This window comes from Tabrizicola caldifontis (genome assembly GCF_004762095.1).
Lineage (GTDB): Bacteria > Pseudomonadota > Alphaproteobacteria > Rhodobacterales > Rhodobacteraceae > Tabrizicola > Tabrizicola caldifontis.
On record NZ_SIJH01000007.1, the window covers coordinates 76,000 to 95,107 of the forward strand.

A 19,108-nucleotide genomic window follows, 5' to 3' on the forward strand; every position below is an offset into this window, starting at 1 on the left:
TCTGCATGTGCGCCCTCCGGTCAAACCTCCAGAGACGTTGACTAGGCCACCGCCCTCGGGCACCCATTGGCCTTGCATTGCAAAGGACCCTGCCATGATCCCGTCCGTTCTGCCGACCTACAACCGCGCTCCCCTGGCCTTTGTCCGGGGTGCGGGAAGCTGGCTCGAGGCCGAGGACGGGCGCCGATATCTCGATCTCGGCGCCGGGATTGCGGTGAACGCCCTGGGCCACGCCCATCCCGACCTTGTCAGGACGCTGACGGACCAGGCCGCCAGGCTCTGGCACGTCTCGAACGTCTACCGCATCCCGGAACAGGAACGGCTGGCCGATCTTCTGGTGGAGCGCACCTTCGCCGATACCGTCTTCTTCACCAATTCCGGCACCGAGACGACCGAGCTTGCCATCAAGATGGCACGCAAGTTCCATTACGAGAACGGCCACCCGGAACGGGTGGAGATCGTGGCCTTCGAAGGTGCCTTCCACGGCCGGTCGACCGGCGCGATCGCGGCGGCCGGATCGGAAAAGATGGTCAAGGGCTACGGTCCGCTGATGCCCGGCTTCGTCCACCTCAAATGGCCTGCGGGCGAGGCCGACCACGCTGCCATCCGCGCCGCCATCACCGAACGGACCTGCGCCGTCATCATCGAACCGATCCAGGGCGAGGGCGGCATCCGTGTCGTGCCCGATCAGTGCCTCAAGGGCCTGCGCGACCTGTGCGACGCGACCGGCACGCTTCTTGTCTTCGACGAGGTACAGTGCGGCATGGGTCGCACCGGGCGCCTTTTCGCACATGAATGGGCCGGCATGACCCCGGACATCATGCTCGTCGCCAAAGGCATCGGTGGCGGCTTCCCGCTGGGCGCGGTGCTGGCCACCGAACGCGCGGCCAGCGGAATGACCGCAGGCACGCACGGCTCTACCTACGGCGGCAATCCGCTGGCCTGTGCGGTGGGAGCAAAGGTCGTTGAGCTGGTCTCCGACCCTGCCTTCCTTTCCGAGGTCGCCCGCAAGGGCGCCATGTTCCGGCAGGGTCTCGAAAGCCTGGTCGCGTGCCATCCGTCCGTGTTCGAGGCCGTCCGCGGCGAGGGCCTGATGCTTGGCCTCAAGTGCAGGGTTGCGCCTGCGGACGTGGTGAAGGCGGGCTACGATGCAGGCGTCCTGACGGTAGCTGCGGCCGATAATGTCCTGCGCATCCTGCCAGCGCTGAACATCCCCGATGAAGACATCGCCGAGGCGCTCATCCGCCTCGACCAGGCGGCCGGCTATTTCGAGAAAGCCGCCTGACTTACTCTTTTCCCAAATACTCACGGGGGTCCGGGGGTGTGAACCCTCCGGCACCCGGGTCCAACAAGCGAAATGACATGAACCACTTCCTCGACATCCACAAGACCTCCCCCGCCGATCTGCGGGCAATGATCGACAACGCGCGGGCGATGAAGGCCGCCAGGAACGGACGCCCGAAAGGGGCGCCCGACGACCATCAGCCGCTGAAAGGCCACATGGTTGCGCTGATCTTCGAGAAACCTTCGACCCGCACCCGCGTCTCTTTCGACGTGGGTGTGCGGCAGATGGGCGGCGAGACCATGGTGCTGTCGGGCAAGGAAATGCAGCTTGGCCATGGCGAGACCATCGCCGATACGGCCCGGGTTCTCAGCCGCTATGTCGATCTCATCATGATCCGCACCTTCGAGGAGGCGACGCTCCTCGAGATGGCCGAACATGCCACCGTTCCGGTGATCAACGGGCTTACGAACCGCACCCATCCCTGTCAGATCATGGCCGACGTGATGACCTACGAGGAACACCGCGGGCCCATCGCCGGAAAGAAGGTCGTCTGGTGCGGCGACGGCAACAACGTGTGCGCCAGTTTCCTTCATGCCGCGGGACAGTTCGGCTTCGACTTCACCTTCACCGGGCCGGAAACACTGGACCCGGAAGAGAAGTTCATCCAGTTCGCCCGTGACAAGGGATCCAGGGTCACCATCCAGCGCGACCCCTTCACCGCGGTCGAGGGTGCCGATCTGGTGGTGACGGATACCTGGGTCAGCATGCACGATCCCGAATCCGCCAAGGAGCGCCGCCACAACCAGTTGCGACCATATCAGGTCAACGAACAGCTGATGTCGCGCGCCAAGCCCGACGCACTGTTCATGCACTGCCTGCCCGCGCACCGCAACGACGAGGCAACCAGCGCGGTGATGGACGGCCCGCATTCGGTGATCTTCGACGAGGCCGAGAACCGCCTGCACGCCCAGAAGGCCATCATGCGCTGGTGCCTTGGCGTATGACTTTGGGCGCGCCATGGCGCGTTCCGGTCTGCGTTGCGGCAAAGGGGCCGGGATTCCTTCCGAATTCCGGTGCCCTGCCCCGGCCCGTGGCTTGACAGTCTGCCCGCGCCGCCCGACCCTGAATCCGAAAGGAGACCCGCCATGCATCGCCGTTCCGTCGCTGTCTTCGACCGCTTCCTTGCCGCCCTGTCCGCCATCCTCGCCAAGGCCGAGGCGCATTGCGAGGCGCGGAAGATCAAGCCCGAAGTCATCCTGTCGGCCCGCCTGTTTCCCGACATGTTCCCGCTTGTGAAACAGGTGCAGCTGGCGTGCGACTTCGCTGCCCGCGGCACCGCCCGCCTTGCCGGAGCCGAGCCGAAGTGCTTCCCCGACACCGAGACCACCTTCCCCGAACTGAAGGACCGCATCGCCGCTGCGCGGGGCTACATGGGCGGCTTCCAGCCCGAGGACTTCGCCCATGCCGCCGAGCGGGAGATTCACTTCAAGGCCGGGGGCCATGACATGGTGCTGAAGGGCGAGGATTTCCTGTCCTTCTACGCCCTGCCGCAATTCTTTTTCCACGTCGCCACCGCCTACGACATCCTGCGCCATAACGGAGTGGAACTGGGCAAACGCGACTACATGGGTGGGCCCTGATCGGCAGCGCCCGCGCGATTCGGATCTGGCCGCGCGGATCGGACCACAGCGGCACCTCGATGGAGCGCATTGTGCCCCGTGCCGCCGCGCTGAATTTCAGGCGGGCCTGGCTTCGGCGGGCGGTAGGCGGCGCGCACCGTCGGCATCGGCCGCCCGCGCGGCCAGAAGGGCCACGATCACCAACAGAACCGACAGGCCCGCATAGGTCGGTCTGAAGCCTGCATGTTCGGCCAGGAAGCCGATCGTCGAGGGCGCGACCAGGATGCCGCAATAGCCGACCATGGTGACGATGGAAATCGCACTGGCCGAGGGCAGTCGCGGATGATTGCCGGCGGCCGAAAACAGGATCGGCACCATGTTGGCGATGCCCAAACCTGTCACCGCGAAGCTGGCGATCGCCAGCCAGTCCCAGGGCGCCAGGGCCCCGCCCATCATCCCGGCCGCGCCCAGCAGGCCGGAAACCCGCAGGGTCCGCACCGCGCCGAAACGGTTGCGTACGCCGTCGCCGGCAAAGCGCATCACCGCCATCGCGCCTGCGAAGAAGGCGAAGCCCAGTCCCGAGACGAAGACATCGGAACCCAGCTCCTTCTGCAGATAGATTGCCGCCCAATCCAGCACCGCGCCCTCCGGCACCATGGCGAACAGCGCAAGGAAGCCCAACAGCCAGACATGGACATCCTTCGGAAACAGCCGCGGACCTTTCGGCGCGTTCGCAGGAATCCGCGCAGCCCGATCAGAGGGCAGCAGGAAGGGCATCGCACCGAATACGATCACCGCAACCACGGCGGCCGTCAGCAACGACTGCTCATCGGACCCGCGATGCGCGATGACCCAGGCCCCGGCCGAGCCGCCGAAGAAACCGCCAAGGCTCCAGAATCCGTGGCTGGACGACATGATCGCGCGGTTCAGGCGGCGTTCTATCTCGACCGCCTGGGCGTTCATCGCCACATCCATGCAGCCGACCATCGCGCCGAAGATCGCCATGAAGGCGGCCAGCAGCCAAAGATTTGGCGAAAAGACCACCATCGGCAGAACCGGGATCAGTGCGAGCGAAAAGACCGATAGCACCAGCCGCCCCCCGAAACGCGCAATAAGCCTGCCGGCGAACAGCATCGCTGTGACAGCCCCCAGGCCAAGGACCAGAATCAGCAGGCCCAGAACCGATTCAGTCACATTATGGCGCGGCATCAGCAGTGGAATCTGTGGTGCCCAGGCGCCCATGACGAAGCCGTTCGCCAGGAACATCGCCGCCACCGCCCAGCGCGCCCGCGCCGCCTGCCTGTCTGTCCGCATGACCTGCCCCTTCGGATGTTAGCGCCTGTCATATGCCTGCGCACATCCGGGCGTAAGGGGTGCCGGGTCACATCGGGTTACAGGGTTGCAACGGAAGGCAGGCGATCAGCCCGCCGGACGCGCCCATCGGCAGGATCGGGCGCAGACCGGGGTGCAGCGCATCAGCGCCGCAGCAATGATGCCCGGAACGCGCGGATCGACCCCCACGGGTGGAAGGATACGGCCTCGGAACCCGGCGGCATCAAGCGCGGCGGGAATGTCATCGGCAACATGCCCGCCTTCGGCGGCAAAGAAGGGCAGGCAGATGTCGCCGAAGCCGGCAAGCGTGGACAGCTGCGGCGCCTGGTCGATGAAACCGGCGCGGACCCGAGCGCCGGTTTCCTGTGCGATGCGGTCAGCCACGTGACAGGCGATGTCGGATGGCGCCGAGGACTTGAACGACCCGTGTGCGGCAAGGATCACCTCTTCCCCGCCGGCCTCCTGCACCAGCCGGACGCAAAGATCGTGGACCGCCGGATCGCAACCGAAGGGCTCCAGCACCGTCCAGCCCCCCGGACCGACCTTCGCGCCAGCCTCGGCCAGCTTTCCCGGAATGTTGACCCGGGTGAACCACCCCCCGGCCATGAACAGCGGGAAGACCAGCCCTGCGGCGGAGCCTTCGACCGCCCGCGACAGGGCGCCCGGTTCGGCAAGCGTCGCCGAGCTGATCTGCCAGCCCGGAAGCAGCCCCGCCACACGCCGGGCCAGCCCCTCCAGCGTACGGGCGGCAGGGCCGGGGTCGGAGGGCTGGCCATGGGCGACGATCAGGGCGTTCTGCATGGGCCAAGGGTGAACCGCCGCGCCCTGCCGTCAAGACCGGGCGCAACAGATTTCCGCGCAGGCATTGGCCGGAATTGTCTGATTCCCTGCCGCTCAGGGCATCCGCGAGGCGATGTATCGCGCAAATTCGAAATTCGGCCGTTCCAGATGGCTCAGCGCACCCGGAGCCGACATGTTGGCGCACAATCCGCGATAGACCCGTTCGACGCAGCCCTTGTCCTCGATGTTGACCTCATCGAGCAGCGCCTTGAGCGCGGCCAGATGCTTTTCGGCCTCGGGGTCGGCGCACCAGTCGGCACTCATCCCGCCACCGAAAAGCACGTTGACCGAACCGGGGCCATCGGGCGTCAGGCTGAGATACCAGAAATAGCCCGGCGTCAGCGTGATCAGCAGCGCCGGATAGATCGACAACAGCCAGGTGATGCGGCGCTGGTCGCCCTGCAGCGTGGTGTTCGACGGGTGCGCCAGCGACAAAGGCAGCGTGTCGTTCTTGACGATGTAGTGATAGTTGAAGCTGGGATAGCCTTCCGGGCAGGTCATCTTCAGAAGATCCACCGTGCCACCGATTGTGCCCTGATGGCAGACGGGAAGGTGGTAGCTTTCCATGAAGTTCTCGGCCAGCACCTTCCAGTTCGTCGCCCAGCGGAATTCCTCGCGGAAGGTTTCGCGGTAACTGGCCATGTCAAGATAACCGACAAGGCTTTCGACATCCTTGAGCGCCTCGTGCGGGCTTGGCGCGTCCGGGTTCAGCGTGACCATGATCCAGCCAAGCCAGTCCTCGACGCGCACCGTCGGCAACCTGACGTCTTCCTTGCAGAAGCCTTCGTTCAGCGCCATCGCAGGCGCCCCGCGCAAGGATCCGTCAAGATTGTAGGTCCAGGCATGGTAGGGGCAGACGATGCTGCGCACGTTGCCCCGCCCTTCCAGAAGCGTGCTCATCCGGTGGCGGCAGACATTCGACATGGCGCGCAGCGTGCCGTCCCGGTCACGCAGGATGATGATCGGCTCGCCCGAGATATCCATCGTCAGATAATCACCGGGGTTGGCCAGAGCATCTGCCCGGCCCGCACACAGCCATTCCTTCGCGAAGATGTGGCGCTGTTCGGCCTCGGCGAATTCGGACGAGGTATAGACCGATTTCGGCATGGCATGAGCGCGCTCGAACGGCACGGAGACATTCGCGCGCAACTCGGACAGGGCAGAGAGGGCGGGGGCGGACAAGGCGGGGTCGTGGCGGGTCATGGGAACACCTTTTCAGTCATCCTGCAACGGGCGCGGCAGGCCGGAAAGCGGGAAGTCGACATCAGGCGGGAAAATTCCGCCGGATCGCCTCGGCAAAGGCTTCGGCCAGGGGGGCATTCGCGCCGGCCTCGTAATGGATGCCGTCCACGGGCGAGACGCGCACCACCTGACCGGCATCAAGGAAGGGCACATCCAGCCGCTGTGCCGCGGCCTCGATCTCTCGGGCCAGCGCCCGCGACTTGGCTGCACCTCCGGCGAACATGCCGGCAAGGCACCCGGCCTCCTCGATCGGCGGCGGCGCGACCAGAAGCACCCCCGGCGCGGACCCTTCGGGCCCGCAGCCCGAGGCCCGGATCACGCGCACCAGCCGCTCCAGCGACAGCGCGATGTCGCCCGCATTGACCGAAAAGCGTTCCTTCAGGTCATTGGTTCCCAGCATCAGCAGAACCACATCCACCGGCCGGTGGCTTTCCAGGATCGCGGGCAACACCGTAAGGCCGTTACGGTGCGCGCCTTCCACCGGGTCATCGTGCACCGTCGTCCGGCCTGGCTGACCTTCGGCAATCACTTCCCAGTCGGGCAGAAGCCGCGCCAGCCGCCCCGTCCAGCGTTCTTCCCGGCTGTAGCGGGCGGTGAAGCCCAGATAGGGCGCGGGCAGCGTGCCGTGGGTATTGCTATCGCCGTAACAAAGCAGGGTGCGCATGGGATCCTCCGGTTTCGGGCTGGGTGTATCCCATGTGACGGGGAATTGCAGCGGAATCCGCAGCCGGCGCGGATGCTCTGCACGGAAATCGTGATTGACGTACCTCAGGCCGCGCCCGATAGTCGGGGAAAGGGTTTCGGGAGCAGTCCGTGCGACCTACCGTGAATGACATCGCGCGCGAAGCGGGCGTCAGCCTTGCCACCGTGGACCGGGTTCTCAACGCGCGCCCCGGCGTGCGGGAAAAGACGATCAGGGCAGTGAACGAAGCCATCGCCCGGCTGGGCTATGTTCGGGATCTCACCGCAGCCAATCTGGCGCGAAGCCGCAGTTACCGCATGGCGGTGCTGCTGCCAGATACGGAAAGCCAATTTGTTCAAAGCCTTGCCGATGCGCTGATCGAGGCCGGCTCGCAGGCGGCGACCGCCAGGATCGAACTGAAGTTGCTGCGTTTTCCGGCCGAAGATCCGCACGCGCTGGCGGCGCTACTGGCGGGCCTGCCAGGGCGCGGCTACGCCGGGGTCGCGCTGATGGCGCCGGAAACCCCGGTCCTGCGCGATGCGGTGCGTGGCTTGCGCGTCAGGGGACTGCCGGTCGTGGCACTGGTCTCGGACCTGCCGAATACAGGCCGTGATCACTTTGTCGGCATCGACAACCGCGCCGCAGGCCGGACGGCCGGTGTGCTGATGGGCCGGTTCCTGGGTGGAGGGCCGGCCCAGGTCATGGTGATCGGCCAGTCGCTGCTGGCCCGCGACATGATCGAACGCCGCCGCGGCTTTGACGAGGTGATGCTGCGCGATTTTCCGGCCATCGAGGTGCTGCCTTCGCTGGAAACCCACGGATCGGAACGGCTTCTGCGGCAGGTCGTGGCAGAAACGCTGCTCCATGCGCCGGATGTGCGCGGCATCTACGCCATGGGAAACGGTCATCGTTCTCTGACCCAGATTGTTGAAGAAATGGGGCTCTCCGGCCGGTTGACCGTCATCTGCCACGAACTGACACCACACATGCGGGGGGCGCTGGAGGCCGGAACGGTCACAGCCGTCATCACGCAGAACCTAGGCCACCTTGCGCGCTCGACCCTGCGCGTGCTGCGCGCCAAGGCCGACAATCTGCCGCTGGACGAGGGGCAGGAACAGATCCGCATCGAGATCGTCCTGCGCGAGAACCTGCCGCCGGCCCCCGATTCGGTCCGCCAGAACCCGGCCGCCGCTGCCTGACACGCCCTCGGATCGTTCCGGCCGAATCCTGCGCGACAAAATGAGGTACGTTCCTCAAAAATGCTTTACAGAAGGCCTGCCCCGTGCCTATCGTCACGTCAATCCAAAGAAGGCCCGGCATCCGCACGGGCACGCCACAACCTTGATCGGGAGGATTGCATGAAACGGACCACTCTTGCCGCCTCGGCGGCCCTTGCCTTGGCATGGGCGGCACAGGCCAATGCGCAGGCCAACGAACTGACGCTTTGCTGGGCCGCCTGGGATCCGGCAAACGCGCTGGTCGAGCTGTCGAAGGACTTCGAGGCCCAGTCCGGCATCAAGATGAAGTTCGAATTCGTGCCCTGGCCGAACTTCGCCGACCGCATCCTGAACGAGCTGAACTCCGGCGGCCAGCTCTGCGACCTCTTGATCGGCGACAGCCAGTGGATCGGGGGCGCGGCCGAGAACGGCTGGTATGTCAAGCTGAACGACTTCTTCGACAAGGAAGGCATCAGCATGGACGACTTCGCCCCGGCGACCGTCTATGCCTATTCGACCTGGCCGAAGGGTACGCCGAACTACTACGCGCTGCCTGCCATGGGTGATGCGAACGGCTGGTTCTATCGCAAGGACTGGTTCAACCGCGACGACATCAAGGCCGCCTACAAGGAGGCCACCGGCCAGGACCTGCGCGAACCGCAAAGCCAGAAGGAGCTTCTCCAGATCGCCCAGTTCTTCCAGGGCCGCGAGATCGACGGCAAGACGGTCTATGGCGCCTCGATCTTCACCGAGCGCGGCTCGGAAGGCATCACCATGGGCGCGACTGGCGCGCTCTATGCCTGGGGCTTCAAGTATGAAAACACCCCAGGCAGCTATGACATGGAAGGTGCGGTGAACAGCCCCGAGGCGGTGGAAGCCCTTGAATTCTACAAGGAGCTTTACAAGACCGCGACACCTCCGGGTTATGACAACGCCTACATGGAACAGTCGCTGGATGCCTTCAAGTCGGGCCAGGTCGCGATGGCGATGAACTGGTTCGCCTTCTTCCCCGGCCTCTATGCCGATCCGAACGTGGGCGGCGACAAGATCGACTTCTTCGTGAACCCGCCGCAGAATGTGGCCGCCTCCACCCTGGGCGGCCAGGGCATCAGCGTGGTGGCCAACACCGACAACATGGATGGTGCGCTGGCCTACATCAAATGGTTCGCCGACCCGGAAGTGCAGAAGAAATGGTGGGCGGCGGGTGGCTATTCCTGCCACAAGGCGGTGCTGGAGGATCCGAACTTCGTCAACACCGCACCCTTCGCGGGCGACTTCCTCGAGGCGATGAACGGCGTGCAGGACTTCTGGCAGGAACCGGCCTATGCCCAGCTCCTGCTGGCCATGCAGGCCAGGCTGCACAATTACATCGTCGCCGACCAGGGCACTGCGAAAGAGGCCCTGGACGGCCTGATCGCCGACTGGACCGAAGTCTTCCAGGACGAAGGCAAGCTCTAGTCCGCCACTGCGCGACGCCTCCCGCCCGGCTGCTCCCCTCCCCCTCGTGGGGAGGGGATGGGGGCGGGGGGCACCCCCTCCCTCTCCCTCCCCCATGCAGGGGAAGGGGAAGCGCGCAGCCGCCCCGTTGCGCCAACATTTTCTGCACCGGATCACCCGATGACCAACCCCATCGAAGCCGCTGCCCGGGCCACGCCCGCCCCCATAGCCCGCCGTGTCCGGGGCTTGTCCGACCGCACCATCGCCTGGCTCTTCGTAGCGCCCACGATCTTCCTGCTCCTGGCAATCAACATCTTCCCGCTGATCTGGACGGTGCGGCTTTCCTTCACGAACTACGCCGCCAACCGCCCGAACCGCGAGGTGGAATGGGTCGGCCTGCGCAACTACACCCGGATCCTGACCGACGACGGCATCTGGGCCAACATGCAGACCACGGCGCATTTCCTGGTCTGGACCATCTTCTTGCAGGTGGTGATCGGCTTCACCCTGGCCTGGCTGATCAACCGGAAATTCAGGGGCAACGACCTTCTGACTACGCTGATCGTGCTGCCGATGATGCTGTCGCCCGCTGTGGTCGGCAACTTCTGGACCTTCCTCTACCAGCCGCAGATCGGGCTGGTGAACTATGCGGTAGAGCTGGTTACCGGCATTCCGGCCTCCAGCTTTTCCATGCTTGGCCCTGGCGGGCTGGCGAAATGGTCGATCATCATCGTCGACACCTGGATGTGGACGCCCTTCGTGATGCTGATCTGCCTTGCCGGCCTGCGGTCGATTCCCGATTACATATATGAAGCGGCCGAAGTGGACCGTGCCTCGAAATGGCGGCAGTTCTGGACGATCACCGTGCCGATGGTGCTGCCGTTCCTGATGCTGGCGGTGCTTTTCCGTGGCATCGAGAACTTCAAGATGTTCGACATGGTGGTGCTGCTGACCGGCGGCGGGCCGGGGAACGAGACACTGCTCGCCTCGATCGACCTGAAACGCGAGGCCTTCGAGAAATGGCGCACCGGCTATTCCAGCGCCTATGCGATCATCCTGTTCGTCACGGTCTTCGGCCTGGCCTCGATCTACGTCAAGGCCCTGAACAAGGTGAAGGAGCGGTGACGCCCATGGTCACACCAGTGCCCCAGCCCCCCCACCCCCATCCCCTCCCCGCCAGGGGGAGGGGAGCCGCCCGGCCCGGCCGTGTCGCGCCAGCGCATCCATCCCGCGCCTCCCTCCCCCCTAAGTGGGGGAGGGATGGGGTGGGGGGGCACCCCGTCAGATCAGGAGCGCATCGATGAGCGCCTATTCCGTCACCGAACCTTCGAAGGCTTCGAAATGGCTCGCCGGCCTGCTGGTTGCCCTTTACACGCTCATCACGCTGCTGCCGCTGGTCTGGATCATCTCCACCAGCTTCAAGACCGGACCGGACAGCATCTCCTACCCGCCGAAGGTGATCTTCGAACCTTCGCTCGAAGGCTACGTCAACCTCTTCACCACCCGCACCCGCATCGCGGCCGAGGATTTTGCCGCCCTGCCCCCGCCCGAGACCTGGTATGACCGGATCGTCCGCGACCAGGGCATGGTCATCGCCGGGCAGTCGCGGTTTGGCGAAAGGTTCATGAACTCGGTCATCATCGGGTTTGGCTCCACGTTTCTGTCGATCTTCCTCGGCACGCTGGCGGCCTATGCCTTCAGCCGGTTCAAGGTGCCGCTGAAGGATGACCTTCTGTTCTTCATCCTCTCGACCCGGATGATGCCCCCCATCGCCGTCGCGATCCCGATCTACCTGATGTATCGGGAACTTGGGCTATCCGACACGCATCTGGGGATGATCCTGCTCTACACGGCGGTGAACATTTCGCTCGCCGTCTGGCTGCTGAAGGGGTTCATCGACGAGATCCCGCGCGAATATGAAGAGGCCGCGCTGATCGACGGCTACACCCGCTTCCAGGCCTTCCGGAAGGTCGTCCTGCCCCAGGCAGCAACCGGCATCGCCTCGACCGCGATCTTCTGCCTGATCTTCGCCTGGAACGAATACGCCTTCGCCGTGCTCCTGACCTCGGGCAACGCCCAGACCGCGCCGCCATTCATTCCCACGATCATCGGCGTCGGCGGCCAGGATTGGCCCGCCGTGGCTGCCGGGGCGACCCTGTTCCTGTTGCCGGTGATGATCTTCACCATCCTGCTGCGCAAGCACCTGCTGCGCGGGATCACTTTCGGAGCCGTGCGCAAATGACCGCCTTCCTCTCCGGCCTTCTGCGCCTGCGTCGCGGCCCCTGGGAGATGCTGGCCACGATCCTGATCGCGCTGGGCGTGGTGATGCTGATGCAGCCCTTCTTCCTGTGGGCCTATACCTGGTCCTTCCTCGTGACGCTGGTCGGGACGGTGATGTTCATCATCGTCTCGCATTTCCCGGAGTAAGCCTTGTCCGAGATCGTCATCAAGAACCTCCGCAAGGAATTCGGCGCCTTCACCGCGGTGCAGGGCTCGACCTTCACCATCCGGGATGGCGAATTCTTCATGCTGCTCGGCCCCTCGGGCTGCGGCAAGACCACGACCCTGCGCATGATCGCAGGGCTGGAGCTGCCGACCAGCGGCCAGATCCTGATCGACGGCGAGGATGTCAGCCAGAAGCCCGCCAGCCAGCGCGACATCGCCATGGTGTTCCAGATGTTCGCGCTCTATCCGCACATGAACGTGCGCAAGAACATCGCCTATCCGCTGGTCAGCCAGGGGGTGCCAAAGGCCGAGGTTCAGCGCAAGGTGGCTGAAGTCGCCCGCATTCTGCGGATCGAGCACCTGCTCGACAAAGGCGTGGGCGGGCTTTCCGGCGGCGACCGCCAGCGTGTCGCCCTGGGCCGCGCGATCGTCAGGAACCCCAAGGCCTTCATGATGGACGAACCGCTTGGCGCGCTGGACGCCGAGTTCCGCGAGATCATGGCCGAGGAGCTGCGCGCGCTGCACGACCGGATGGGGGCGACCACCGTCTATGTCACCCACGACCAGCTGGAGGCGATGCAGATGGGCGACAAGATCGTGGTGATGAACCACGGCGTCGTCGAACAGTTCGGCACGCCGCAAGAAATCTACGACCATCCCGCCACGCTGTTCGTGGCCGATTTCATCGGCAGCCCGGCGATGAACTTCCTGCGCTTCGAAGGGGCGGTGGCTGCGGGCGGCACAACGGTCACGCTGGGCGATACGCCCATCGACCTGCCCGCCCTTCAGGAGGATGCGGCAGGCAAGCTGGTGCTTGGCGTGCGGCCCGAACATGTCACGCTGTCGGACGTTGCACCTCTGCGGGCCCGCATCGAGGCGGTAGAATACCTGGGCACAACCCAGATCGTCACGCTTTCCACGCCGCATGGCACTGTGAAGGCGCGCACACCCTCGACCCTGCCGGCGAGGGTCGGCGACCTGACCGGCCTTGCCCTTAACACGCCGCGCCTCTCGCTTTTCGACGCCACCAGCGGCCGCGCCTTCCGTACCGCCGCCAATGCCGGGGTGTTTCATGGCTGAGGTCACGCTTTCCGACCTGTCAAAATCCTTCGGCGCAACACAGGCGCTGAGGGGTGTCTCGATGACCATTCCCGATGGCGCCTTTGTCGTGCTCCTCGGACCTACCGGCGCGGGCAAGACCACGACGCTGCGACTGATCGCGGGGCTGGAGAAACCTGACACCGGAGATGTCCGCATCGCCGGCGCGTCTGTGGTCAACGACACCCCCGCCCAGCGCGACGTGGCGATGGTCTTCCAGCAGTATTCGCTCTACCCCCATCTCAGCGTGCGCGACAACCTGGCCTTCCCGCTCCGCTCGCCCATGATCCGCATGCCCGAGGACCAGATCGCCCGCCGTGTGCGGGAAGTGGCCGAGGTGCTGAGGATACCGCACAAGCTGGACAACAGGGCCACCGCGCTTTCTGGCGGCGAGATGCAGCGCGTCTCGATCGGCCGCGCGCTGGTGCGCAACCCCCGCATCTACCTGATGGACGAACCGCTTTCGTCGCTGGACGCCAAGCTGCGCGCCGATCTGCGGGTGGAGCTGAAGCGCATCCACCAGGATCTGGGCGCAACCTTCCTTTACGTCACCCACGACCAGATCGAGGCGATGACCATGGCGACCCATGTCGGCGTTCTCGACCAAGGCCGCGTCGTCCAGTTCGGAACGCCCCGCGAAATCTACGAAAACCCCGTCTCGACCTATGTCGCCTCACGCCTTGGCCAGCCGCACATCAACCTGTTGCCCGCTGATGCCTTCCCCGGCGCACCACATGGCGCCGCGACGATCGGCTTGCGCCCGGAACACATCATCACCGGCGAGGGCAAGGCGGCCATCATCCAGCGCATCGAACATCTGGGCGATCAGACCCGCCTGCACCTGACACTTGGCCCCCATGCGCTGGTGACGCTGACCGACCCGCACAGCACCCTGACCCCGGGCGAAACCCTGCACATCCGCCCGCTGAGCCCCCTCTGGTTCGACCGCGACGGCAACCGCATCTGAAAGGCCGCAGCCATGAAGCAGTTCATCAACTCCCGCGACACGCTTGTAACCGAGGCCATCGACGGCCTTCTGCGCACCTCCGGCGGCAAGCTGGCGCGGCTCGACGGGTACCCGCATATCAAGGTCGTTGTCCGCACCGACTGGGACCGGTCGAAGGTGGCGCTGGTCTCGGGTGGCGGGTCGGGGCATGAACCTAGCCACGCCGGTTTCGTCGGGCAGGGGATGCTCACGGCCGCGGTATGCGGCGATGTCTTCGCCTCGCCTTCGGTGGATGCCGTGCTGGCGGGCATTCTTGCGGTCACCGGTAAGGCCGGCTGCCTGCTGATCGTCAAGAACTACACCGGCGACAGGCTGAACTTTGGCCTGGCCGCCGAACGCGCCCGGGCCTTCGGGCTGAAGGTTTCCATGGTCATCGTCGATGACGACGTGGCGCTGCCCGACCTGCCCCAGGCGCGCGGGGTCGCCGGCACGCTTTTCGTCCACAAGATCGCCGGTGCCATGGCCGAATCCGGCGCAGACCTCGACACGATCACCGAGGCCGCCCAGACGGTGATCAAGGGCGCCATCTCCATCGGCATGTCGCTAGACACCTGTACCGTCCCCGGCTCGCCGAAAGAAGAGCGCATCGGCGCCGGCAAGGCCGAGCTGGGCCTTGGCATCCATGGCGAGGCCGGGATCGAACAGGTCGATTTCGACGGTGCGCGTTCGGCCATGCAGATGGTGACCGAGAAGCTGCTGCCCCATACCGGGCCGGGCGACCATGTGGCGCTTCTGAACAACCTCGGCTCCACCACGCCCCTGGAAATGTCGGTCCTGGCCGAGGAACTTGCCCGTTCGCCCCTGGGCGCCAAGGTCAAGTGGATGATCGGCCCCGCGCCGCTGATGACCTCGCTCGACATGCACGGCTTCTCGGTCTCGCTGCTGCCGGTGGACCACGCACAGGTCACCAGTCTTGCTGCGCCCGTGGCCCCTCATGCCTGGCCGGGCCTTTCCCCGTTCGGGCAGGTCGCCGTGCGCCCCCTGCCCGACGGGCTTGCCCCGATCCAGCCAGTGCCCTCCGCCCACCCCGCCCGCCGGGCGCTGATCGAGCGGTGCTGCAAGGCGCTCATCGCCTGCGAGGCCGACCTGAACCAGCTGGATGCCAAGTCCGGCGACGGTGACACAGGCAGCACCCTTGCCGGGGCCGCAAGGGCGCTTCTGGCGGCCTTGGACCGCCTGCCCCTGGCCGACCCCACGCAGCTTTACCGTGCCATCGGCATGGAACTGTCGCAGACGATGGGCGGCTCGTCCGGCGTCCTGCTTGCGATCTTCTTCGCCGCAGCGGGCGATGCCTCGGCCTCGGGCAAGCCCTGGATCGGCGCCCTGTCCGCGGGACTTGACCGCGTGATGCAGGTGGGCGGCGCCGCCCCCGGCCACCGCACGATGATCGACGCGCTTGCCCCGGCGCTGGCGGCCATGCCGGACGGACTGGCCGCTGCGGCAAGGGCAGCGCGTGAAGGGGCCAACGCCACAGCCGCAATGACCCGCGCCAAGGCGGGCCGGGCAAGCTATCTGGCGGCCGACAAGCTGAAGGGTCACAACGACCCCGGCGCAGAAGGCGTGGCGCGTCTGTTCGAGGATCTGGCAAAGGGGTGACTTAACCGGCTGTTAACCAGTCCCGTCCATGCTGGCGGCATGAGATGGACCTTTCCAATGATGTTCCTTGCCGCCTGCGGCGCCTCACCGGCGGTAGAGTTCATGGGGGCGACCCCCACCGATGTCACGGTGGCGGGGCGCAACTACACCGTCTTTCAGAAGGGTGAACGGGTCGAGGTCATCCGCCTTGGCCATGCCCGGCGTGGGGAACATCAGGCAATCCGTGCCACCATGATCGAACTGATCCCGCGTGTCACCGGATGTCGCCTGCTTGAACACAGCCTCAGGGGCGACAGCGGCGAAATGCGCGGCAGCCTCGACTGCCCGGCTTGACTTGGGGGCGTGAAAGCCCAAGAAGCAGGCAGCTTACCGGGGGCCTGCCATGCCGAAGATCGACCTTTCCCGCCGCTTGCCCGAAGCGCGGATCCCCGAATTGCCGAACCCCTATTACGGCAAGGTGCGCGACTGCTACGACCTGCCTGACGGCACGCGCCTTCTGATCTCGTCCGACCGGATTTCCGCCTTTGACCGCATCCTTGCGGTGATACCGTGGAAGGGCCAGGTCCTGACCCAGCTTGCGCGCTACTGGTTCGACCGGACCGCCGACATCGCCCCGAACCACGTCATCGGCTACCCCGACCCGAACGTGGTGCACTGCAAGCGGGTGACGATCCTGCCGGTGGAAATCGTCGTGCGCGGCTATCTGGCCGGCACCACCTCGACCTCCATCCTGACGCAATACCGGGCAGGCAAGCGCGAGATGTATGGCCACCGCCTGCCCGACGGGCTGCGCGACAACGAGGCCCTGCCGCAGCCGATCATCACTCCCACCTCCAAGGCCTTCGACGGCGGCCACGACGAGCCGCTGACGGCGGCAGAGATCGTCGGAACAGGTCTGCTGACGCAGGCGCAGTGGAACGAGGTCAGCGCAAAGGCGCTGGCGCTGTTCGCGCGCGGCCAGCAGATGGCGGCCGAACGCGGGTTGATCCTTGTGGACACAAAATACGAATTTGGCACCGATGCCCAGGGCAACATCCTGCTGGCCGATGAGATCCACACCCCTGATTCGAGCCGCTACTGGATCGCCGAGGGCTATGCCAAGGCGTTCGAGGCCGGCACCCGCCCGCCCAGCTTCGACAAGGACGTGATCCGCTCATGGGTGGTGGCGCGCTGCGATCCCTACCGCGACCCGATTCCCGCGATTCCCGAGGAGATGATCGAAAAGACCGCGATGGTCTATATCGACGCCTACGAACGCATCACCGGCCAACCCTTCATCCCCGATGCAAGCGGGGAAACCCCGCTTGCCCGGGTGAGGGCCAATCTTGCCCGGTTCTTCAGCCCTTCGTGATCGGCACGCGCGCGGCGGCCTTCTTCTCGGGCTTCTTGGGGACGGTCACGGTCAGGACTCCATCCTTCATCTCGGCCTTCACACCGGCCGAATCTGCATCGGACGGCAGGCGGAAGCTGCGGCTGAAGCTGCCGAACTGGCGTTCCGAGAAATACCAGGTATCGCCCTTTTCTTCGCGTTCGCTCTTCTTTTCGCCCTTCACCTGCAGGACGCCATCCTCGACCGTCACCTGGACATCGTCCTCGCCCACACCCGGCAGCTCCATCGCGATCCTGTAGCTGTCGCCGCTCTGGCTGGCTTCGGCGGCAAGCGACAGCCAGTCTGCCAGACGGGAGCCCATCATGCGGAACGGCTCGTAAAGGCTGGGCCAGAAGCTGCCCGGTGCTGACTTCTCTACCATGGAATCCTCCCATTCTTTTGCTGAATGCGGGCATTCTGGTGCGTTGACCGGCTTGCGCCATGACCTTGATCAAGGCGAAAAGCTTCTGGCATCAGGGAATCACGAACGCTATGTGCAACCGGGGCTTCGGCACGCTGTTTGCGCTAACGGCCACGGCACCCTATCCTGCCGAGGGCCAAGGGAGGGGACGATGATTCTGAGTTGCGGCGAAGCCCTGATCGACATGCTGCCCCGGACATCGACCGAGGGCGAGGCCTGCTTTGCCCCTTACGCCGGGGGCGCCGTGTTCAACACGGCCATCGCGCTTGGGCGGCTTGGGGCGCCGTCGGCGTTCTTTTCCGGTGTCTCGACCGACATGCTTGGCGAAATCCTGGCGGATGCGCTGGTCGCCTCGAAGGTGGATACCCGTTTCCTCGCGCGGTCGGACCGCCCCACGACCGTGGCCTTCGTCAAGCTGGTGAACGGTCAGGCAACCTATGCGTTCTATGACGAGGCGACGGCGGGCAGGATGCTTTCCACCGCCGATCTGCCCGACCTTCCGCCCGATGTGCAGGCCCTGTTCTTCGGAGGCATCAGCCTGGTGAACGACCCGGCCGCCTCGACCTACGAAGCGTTCCAGGCGCGCGAATGCGGCACCCGTGTAACCATGATCGACCCCAACATCCGCCCCGGCTTCATCGCCGGCAAGGAAGCCGCCTACCGCGACCGCATCGGGCGGATGATCGCTCGGGCCGATATCGTGAAGCTTTCGGACGAGGACCTGCACTGGCTGGAAGGCCCGGGAGACCCAACGGAGCTTGCGCGCGGCATCCTGTCAAGGGGTCCGAAAGTCGTGTTCGTCACCGAAGGTGCAAGGGGCGCGCGCGCGGTGACTGCAACACAGACCCGGTTTGTGGCGGCCCAGAAGGTTGCGGTCGTAGATACGGTCGGCGCGGGCGATACGTTCAACGCGGGCGTGCTTGCGGCCCTGCATCGCGCCCGGGTGCTGACGAAAGCCGGGGTGGCAGCTTTGCCGGATGCCACGCTGGATGCGGCTCTTGACCTTGGCACGCGGGCGGCTGCGGTCACGGTCAGCCGTGCGGGGGCCAATCCCCCCTGGGAGGTAGAACTGTGAGGGCGGTTCTCCAGCGCGTCACCCATGCCGAGGTGCGTGTGGACGGCGAGCTGGTCGGCGCGACTGGCACGGGGTTCCTGATCCTTGTCTGCGCCATGGCCGGCGACACCGAGGCGCAGGCGGAACGGCTGGCGGCAAAGGTCGCGAAGCTGCGGGTGTTCCGGGACGAATTCGGCAAGATGAACCTCTCCATCCGTGACATCGGCGGCGGCGCGCTGGTTGTCAGCCAGTTCACGCTTGCCGCCGACCTGCGCGGCAACCGGCCAGGCTTTTCCACCGCCGCACCGCCCGATCTGGGCGAGCGGCTCTATCACCATTTCAGCGACAGGCTGCGGGCCGAGGGTGTGCCCGTCGCCAATGGCCGATTCGGCGCCGACATGGCCGTAAGTCTTGTGAACGACGGGCCGGTGACCATCTGGATGGACACCGACCAGCTTTAGGCCG

At 65.5% G+C, this 19,108-nt stretch carries 20 protein-coding genes; 15 read left to right on the forward strand and 5 right to left on the reverse strand.

The window, feature by feature from the left end; genetic code table 11:
- Positions 1–94: 94 nt before the first annotated feature.
- The 3 genes from EYB42_RS07395 to EYB42_RS07405 all read left to right on the forward strand — a co-directional run bounded on the left by EYB42_RS07395 (position 95) and on the right by EYB42_RS07405 (position 2,925).
- Entirely contained in the window at positions 95–1,285 is a 1,191-nt protein-coding gene (locus EYB42_RS07395) for an aspartate aminotransferase family protein (protein WP_135449235.1), read from the forward strand.
- Between the two features lie 77 nt (positions 1,286–1,362).
- Entirely contained in the window at positions 1,363–2,289 is a 927-nt protein-coding gene (gene argF / locus EYB42_RS07400) for an ornithine carbamoyltransferase (RefSeq protein WP_135449236.1), read from the forward strand.
- Between the two features lie 141 nt (positions 2,290–2,430).
- The gene (locus EYB42_RS07405; RefSeq protein ID WP_135449237.1) at positions 2,431–2,925 is read left to right on the forward strand and encodes a DUF1993 domain-containing protein; all 495 of its coding nucleotides are present in this window, start codon (positions 2,431–2,433) and stop codon (positions 2,923–2,925) included.
- A 96-nt stretch (positions 2,926–3,021) separates the two neighbouring features.
- On the opposite strand, the gene EYB42_RS07410 is transcribed toward EYB42_RS07405, so the two are convergent.
- From EYB42_RS07410 to EYB42_RS07425, 4 genes are all read right to left on the reverse strand, one after another.
- Positions 3,022–4,218, reverse strand: coding sequence for an MFS transporter (locus EYB42_RS07410; protein WP_135449238.1), 1,197 nt, complete (start codon positions 4,216–4,218; stop codon positions 3,022–3,024).
- Between the two features lie 105 nt (positions 4,219–4,323).
- Positions 4,324–5,037 carry a sirohydrochlorin chelatase gene (locus EYB42_RS07415; RefSeq protein ID WP_135449239.1) on the reverse strand — a complete coding sequence of 238 codons (714 nt, stop codon included), beginning with the start codon at positions 5,035–5,037 and terminating at the stop codon, positions 4,324–4,326.
- Positions 5,038–5,130: 93 nt separating this feature from the next.
- Entirely contained in the window at positions 5,131–6,279 is a 1,149-nt protein-coding gene (locus tag EYB42_RS07420; protein ID WP_135449240.1) for an aromatic ring-hydroxylating oxygenase subunit alpha, read from the reverse strand.
- Between the two features lie 61 nt (positions 6,280–6,340).
- Positions 6,341–6,982, reverse strand: a complete 642-nt coding sequence (locus EYB42_RS07425) for an SGNH/GDSL hydrolase family protein (protein WP_135449241.1) — start codon at positions 6,980–6,982, stop codon at positions 6,341–6,343.
- Positions 6,983–7,131: 149 nt separating this feature from the next.
- Here EYB42_RS07425 and EYB42_RS07430 point away from each other — a divergent pair, with 149 nt between their 5' ends.
- From EYB42_RS07430 to EYB42_RS07475, 10 genes are all read left to right on the forward strand, one after another.
- Positions 7,132–8,199 (forward strand): LacI family DNA-binding transcriptional regulator, encoded by a 1,068-nt coding sequence (locus EYB42_RS07430; RefSeq protein WP_135449242.1) that lies wholly within the window; start codon positions 7,132–7,134, stop codon positions 8,197–8,199.
- 159 nt (positions 8,200–8,358) lie between these two features.
- Positions 8,359–9,675, forward strand: a complete 1,317-nt coding sequence (locus EYB42_RS07435) for an ABC transporter substrate-binding protein (RefSeq protein ID WP_135449243.1) — start codon at positions 8,359–8,361, stop codon at positions 9,673–9,675.
- A gap of 159 nt (positions 9,676–9,834) precedes the next feature.
- Complete coding sequence (locus EYB42_RS07440) at positions 9,835–10,779, forward strand: carbohydrate ABC transporter permease (RefSeq protein ID WP_135449244.1); 945 nt, start codon at positions 9,835–9,837, stop codon at positions 10,777–10,779.
- Between the two features lie 175 nt (positions 10,780–10,954).
- The gene (locus EYB42_RS07445; RefSeq protein ID WP_135449245.1) at positions 10,955–11,896 is read left to right on the forward strand and encodes a carbohydrate ABC transporter permease; all 942 of its coding nucleotides are present in this window, start codon (positions 10,955–10,957) and stop codon (positions 11,894–11,896) included.
- Positions 11,893–12,081 carry a hypothetical protein gene (locus EYB42_RS07450; RefSeq protein WP_135449246.1) on the forward strand — a complete coding sequence of 63 codons (189 nt, stop codon included), beginning with the start codon at positions 11,893–11,895 and terminating at the stop codon, positions 12,079–12,081. Before EYB42_RS07445 ends, EYB42_RS07450 begins: the two co-directional genes overlap by 4 nt.
- Before the next feature lie 3 nt (positions 12,082–12,084).
- Positions 12,085–13,179 carry an ABC transporter ATP-binding protein gene (locus EYB42_RS07455; protein ID WP_135449247.1) on the forward strand — a complete coding sequence of 365 codons (1,095 nt, stop codon included), beginning with the start codon at positions 12,085–12,087 and terminating at the stop codon, positions 13,177–13,179.
- A complete protein-coding gene (locus EYB42_RS07460; RefSeq protein WP_135449248.1) occupies positions 13,172–14,164 on the forward strand; it encodes an ABC transporter ATP-binding protein in 993 nt (330 codons plus the stop codon). Before EYB42_RS07455 ends, EYB42_RS07460 begins: the two co-directional genes overlap by 8 nt.
- 12 nt (positions 14,165–14,176) lie before the next feature.
- Positions 14,177–15,799 (forward strand): dihydroxyacetone kinase subunit DhaK, encoded by a 1,623-nt coding sequence (locus EYB42_RS07465; RefSeq protein ID WP_135449249.1) that lies wholly within the window; start codon positions 14,177–14,179, stop codon positions 15,797–15,799.
- Positions 15,800–15,856: 57 nt separating this feature from the next.
- Complete coding sequence (locus EYB42_RS07470; RefSeq protein WP_135449250.1) at positions 15,857–16,132, forward strand: hypothetical protein; 276 nt, start codon at positions 15,857–15,859, stop codon at positions 16,130–16,132.
- A 49-nt stretch (positions 16,133–16,181) separates the two neighbouring features.
- Entirely contained in the window at positions 16,182–17,150 is a 969-nt protein-coding gene (locus EYB42_RS07475) for a phosphoribosylaminoimidazolesuccinocarboxamide synthase (protein WP_135449251.1), read from the forward strand.
- Here EYB42_RS07475 and EYB42_RS07480 read toward each other — a convergent pair.
- Positions 17,137–17,550, reverse strand: a complete 414-nt coding sequence (locus EYB42_RS07480; RefSeq protein ID WP_135449252.1) for an Hsp20/alpha crystallin family protein — start codon at positions 17,548–17,550, stop codon at positions 17,137–17,139. The two genes, EYB42_RS07475 and EYB42_RS07480, sit on opposite strands and share 14 nt — an antisense overlap.
- A 190-nt stretch (positions 17,551–17,740) precedes the next feature.
- On the opposite strand from EYB42_RS07480, the gene EYB42_RS07485 reads away from it, so the two are divergent.
- The gene (locus EYB42_RS07485) at positions 17,741–18,664 is read left to right on the forward strand and encodes a carbohydrate kinase family protein (RefSeq protein WP_135449253.1); all 924 of its coding nucleotides are present in this window, start codon (positions 17,741–17,743) and stop codon (positions 18,662–18,664) included.
- A complete protein-coding gene (gene dtd / locus EYB42_RS07490; protein ID WP_135449254.1) occupies positions 18,661–19,104 on the forward strand; it encodes a D-aminoacyl-tRNA deacylase in 444 nt (147 codons plus the stop codon). Before EYB42_RS07485 ends, dtd begins: the two co-directional genes overlap by 4 nt.
- Positions 19,105–19,108 lie beyond the last annotated feature (4 nt).